This is a genomic window from Variovorax sp. KBW07 (assembly GCF_003852515.1).
Lineage (GTDB): Bacteria > Pseudomonadota > Gammaproteobacteria > Burkholderiales > Burkholderiaceae_C > Variovorax.
In genome coordinates this window covers 1-3,855 of record NZ_QAJK01000196.1, presented here as the reverse complement: position 1 = coordinate 3,855, position 3,855 = coordinate 1, and the positions used below count along the sequence as shown (strand labels likewise).

Genomic DNA, 3,855 nt, shown 5'->3' with positions numbered 1-3,855 from the left:
GCGCATCGAAGTGCTGCGCGGGCCCGCCTCGGTGCTGTACGGCCAGAACGGCCCCGGCGGCATGATCAACGTGGTCAGCAAGCGGCCCTCCGAAGAGCCGCTGCGCGAGCTGCAGGTGCAGTTCGGCGACAACGCACGCCGGCAGGTGGCGGGCGATTTTTCGGGGCCGCTCGATGCCGAAGGCAAGGTGCTGTACCGGCTCACGGGGATGGTGCGCGACGCGAAGCTGCCAGGCAGCGGCCTGCCGAACGATCGCACCTTTCTTGCGCCATCGCTGACCTGGAAGCCCTCCGGCGACACCACGCTCACGCTGCTGTCGCACTACCTGCGCATTCGCGACGGCAGTTCGTACGGCAGCTTTCCGGAAGTCGGCACGCTGCTGCCCAACCCGAACGGCCGCTTCTCGCCGAAGACCTACACGGGCGACCCCAACTTCGACCGCTTCAACCAGGACCAGTGGATGGTCGGCTACCTGCTCGAGCACCGGTTGAACGACACGCTGACCTTTCGCCAGAACGCGCGCCTGGGCTCGATCAAGGTCGACTACGGGCAGGTCTACAACCGCAGCAGCCTCGTGACCGTCAACCCCGACAACGCGGACGATCCGGCCAACTACCGCGTGCTGGGCCGCTTCCCCTTCGCCAGCAAGGAAAAAGCACGCATCGCTTCCATCGACAACCAGCTGCAGGCGAAGCTGCACTGGGGCGACTGGCAGCACACGCTGCTGTTCGGGCTGGACTACCAGCGCTCGCGCAACGACCAGCGCACGTCCAACAGCGGCAGCGTGCCCGACATCGACGGCTACCTGCCGGTGCACGAAGGCTTCGTCACCACGTCCGACCCGTGGTTCGACGCCCGCACCACGCTGTCGCAGACCGGCTTCTATGCGCAGGACCAGATCAAGTGGGGCCACTGGGTCGCCACGCTGGGCGGCCGCTACGACAGCGCCAGAGCGGTGTCGTACAGCCACATCGACGGCACGACCACGGGCGTGTCGGACCACAAGTTCACCAGCCGCGCGGGGCTGGTGTACCTGCATCCGAGCGGGTGGGCACCGTACTTCAGCTATTCCGAATCGTTCTCGCCCACGGTCACGATCAACCCCGAAACGAAACAGCCGCTGAAGCCCGAGACCGGACGCCAGTACGAGGTGGGCGTGCGCTACCAACCAGTGGACCGCAAGGACAAGTACAGCGCGGCCATCTTCGACCTGCGGCGCCAGAACTACATCACCTACGACGCCGACTTCGTGCCCCGGCAGACCGGCGAGATCCTGGTGCGCGGGCTCGAACTGGAAGCCTCGTTCCAGCCGCTGCCGCGCATGAACGTCACGGCCGCCTACACCTACACGCCGAAGGCCATCGTCACGGCCAGCAGCACGCCGAGCGAGATCGGCAAGCAGATGCAGGCGGTGTCGCGCAACCAGTTGTCGGTGTGGGCCGACTACCGCTTCGCGACCGGCGTGAAGGTGGGGCTGGGCGCGCGCTTCATGGGCTCCAACCACGGCTACCAGCAGAGCACGACGGTCCCGGTGCCGTCGTACACGGTGTTCGACGCGCTGGTGGGCTACGACTTCGAGCGCTGGAGCCTGGCGCTGAACCTGCGCAACCTGGGCAACAAGACCTACGTTGCGAACTGCTCGTCGGGCAGCTGCTACTACGGCGAGCCGCGCAAGGTGATCGCCACCGCAACCTACCGCTGGTAGGCCGGCCTGCTGCTGCCGCCGCTGCTGCCGCTCAGCGCGGTACCTCGAAGCTGAGCGTGGCGGTGTGGCGCACCTCTTCGTATTTCTTGCCGCCGACGGTGACGGCGCCGTTCACGCGGGCCGACACCTCCAGCACGTAAAGGCCGGGGAACGGCGTGGCGAGCGTCACGGTGCCGTCCTTCGCGGGCTTGAGCACGCGGCGCCAGCCTTCGGCGGTGTCGACGTTGACCTGCGACGCGGCCACGGTGTTGCCCTTCCACACCAGCTTGAAGGTGTTGCCGTTGGGCTCCGTGGGCACCAGCTCGAGGTCGTTCACGGCCTTGGTCTCGGTGCGGCCCCAGCGCGCCTGGTACTGCACCAGCGTGCTCTCGCCGGTGACGCGGCTGGCCACGGCGCGCAGGTCGGTGCCGGCAGCGGCGACGGGGATCAGCACGCGGTCGGTTTCGACGGTCAACGGCAGGTCTTTGCCGTCGGCCAGGAAGGCGCGCGGCGCGCTGACGCTGGCCACGGGTTGCGGCGTCTTTTCGAGTTCGCCCACGCGGGCCGTGGCGGTAGCGGCAGCGCCATCGCGCGACAGCCAGAGGTAGTCGGCCTGCGCGGTGCCTGCCGTTGCGAGCAATGCGATTACGGCGGAAAGCGAACGGATGCGGAAAGAACAAAACATGGGCAGCGACTAATTTTTATGAATGGAATGAAGGACAGGAAAGAGGCGGTGTCGCTCTTCAGGACAGCAGGCCCGCAAGGGCCGTGGCCAGCCCCGCGCAACCGGTGATCGCGGCGCACGCCGCAAGCCACGCGGCGCCCTTCGGACGATAGGGCAACAGCAGCGCGACCAGCAACGCGCCCGCCGACAGGAAGCCGAGCCACGCCACCGGGCCGACGGTGCCGCCCCAGGCCATCACGCAGGGCACCACGGCGGCGATCAGCAGCAAAGCGCCGGCCACGCGAAGCAGCACGCGACGGCGTGCCGGCATTTCATCGCGCCGCTGCGTCAGCTGTTCATGGTGCCGGTCGATCGCAAAGCTCAGCGCGGCCATGCCGGCATGCGCGAGCGCAAGGCTGAGCAGGGAGGCGTACCAGACCGTCATGCCGTGCGCTCCGCCGTGCTCGCCGTGCTGGCCGTGCCGCCGGACACCGGCCTCGACGCGGACGCCTTGAGCAGTTGTTTGCGCGCCGCACCGCGCAGATGGCGCAACGCACCCAGCGCGGCAATGCCGAAGGCCACGGCACCCAGCTCCACCCCCGCGCTTTCCCAGTCGCCGTGCATCAGTTGCGCCGGCAGGTGGTCGCCCGTGGTCAGGAAGTTGAGCACCGGCAGCAGCAGGCACAGCGCCGCCAACGCACCGAGCTGCTCGCGCCAGGCCCGCGCGGGCTGGCGAACGAAGGCATGCACCAGCGACAGCGCCCACAGCCCGAAGAAAGCGCGCAGCTCCCAGCCGGCCCGATGGTCGATGGCCACCGGAATCAACCGGTTGGCCCACAGGAAGCCCACGCACGCCACGGCCAGCCCCGCGATGGCTGCGACGTTCAGCGCCTCGACCAGCCGGTAGACCCGCGCGGTCGCGCCGCCGAATTCGCCGAGGTGCTTGTTGCGCCGCTTGACGATGAAGAGCACGGCGCCGGTGCCCATCATGGCCGTGCCCGCCAGCCCGCACAGGAAGTACAGCCACTTCATGCCCCAGCCGCCGAAGGTGACCATGTGCAGGCCGCCCATGGCCGACTGCGCGAGCATCGCGGCGCCGCCACCGCCCGCGCCCGGCATGCGCACGCGCTGCACCTCGCCGGTGGCCGCCGAGAACAGTGCCATGCCGGTGGTGCCGCTCAGGCGGCGCAGCGATTCGCCCTCGCTGTTCCAGCCGTAGACGCCGATGCGCGCGCCCGCGTCGCCCGGATGGTCGATGACCACCGCGCGCACCGGCTGGCCGGTGAGCTGCTGGCCGCGCGCGGCAAAGGTTTCGAGTTCCGGCACCGCCATCGGGCGGCCGGTGCGTTCCACCCGGCCTTCGCCGCTCAGCTCGGCGGCGAACCGCGCCTGCGCTGTGGTGTCGGCGCCGTAGTGCACCAGCTTGCCGGCCGGCATGAAGGTCGTGCCCGAGATCACGATGCCGGTGTAGGCGATCATGAACTGGAAGGGCAGCGTGAGCACCGCC

4 protein-coding genes are annotated in these 3,855 nt (G+C 68.9%); 1 reads left to right on the top strand and 3 read right to left on the bottom strand.

All coding sequences use genetic code 11. The features are described from left to right. Positions 1–1,705: TonB-dependent siderophore receptor (locus tag DBV14_RS30820; protein ID WP_124465350.1), on the top strand; the 1,705-nt coding region annotated here is incomplete at its 5' end. 31 nt (positions 1,706–1,736) lie between these two features. Here the strand turns inward: DBV14_RS30820 and DBV14_RS30815 are convergent. The 3 genes from DBV14_RS30815 to DBV14_RS30805 form a co-directional block, all read right to left on the bottom strand. Continuing rightward, positions 1,737–2,369 carry a hypothetical protein gene (locus tag DBV14_RS30815; protein ID WP_124465348.1) on the bottom strand — a complete coding sequence of 211 codons (633 nt, stop codon included), beginning with the start codon at positions 2,367–2,369 and terminating at the stop codon, positions 1,737–1,739. Positions 2,370–2,427: 58 nt separating this feature from the next. After that, a complete protein-coding gene (locus DBV14_RS30810) occupies positions 2,428–2,793 on the bottom strand; it encodes a DUF3325 domain-containing protein (RefSeq protein WP_124465346.1) in 366 nt (121 codons plus the stop codon). Continuing rightward, positions 2,790–3,855 (bottom strand): PepSY-associated TM helix domain-containing protein (locus DBV14_RS30805; protein WP_148092459.1); only part of this gene is annotated, 1,066 nt, incomplete at its 5' end. The genes DBV14_RS30805 and DBV14_RS30810, both read right to left, overlap by 4 nt.

What these genes read in the sequence shown, in the direction of transcription:
- DBV14_RS30815 (WP_124465348.1), bottom strand. Translation starts at nt 2,369, where the DNA reads ATGTTTTGTTCTTTCCGCATCCGTTCGCTTTCCGCCGTAATCGCATTG.
- DBV14_RS30810 (WP_124465346.1), bottom strand. Translation starts at nt 2,793, where the DNA reads ATGACGGTCTGGTACGCCTCCCTGCTCAGCCTTGCGCTCGCGCATGCC.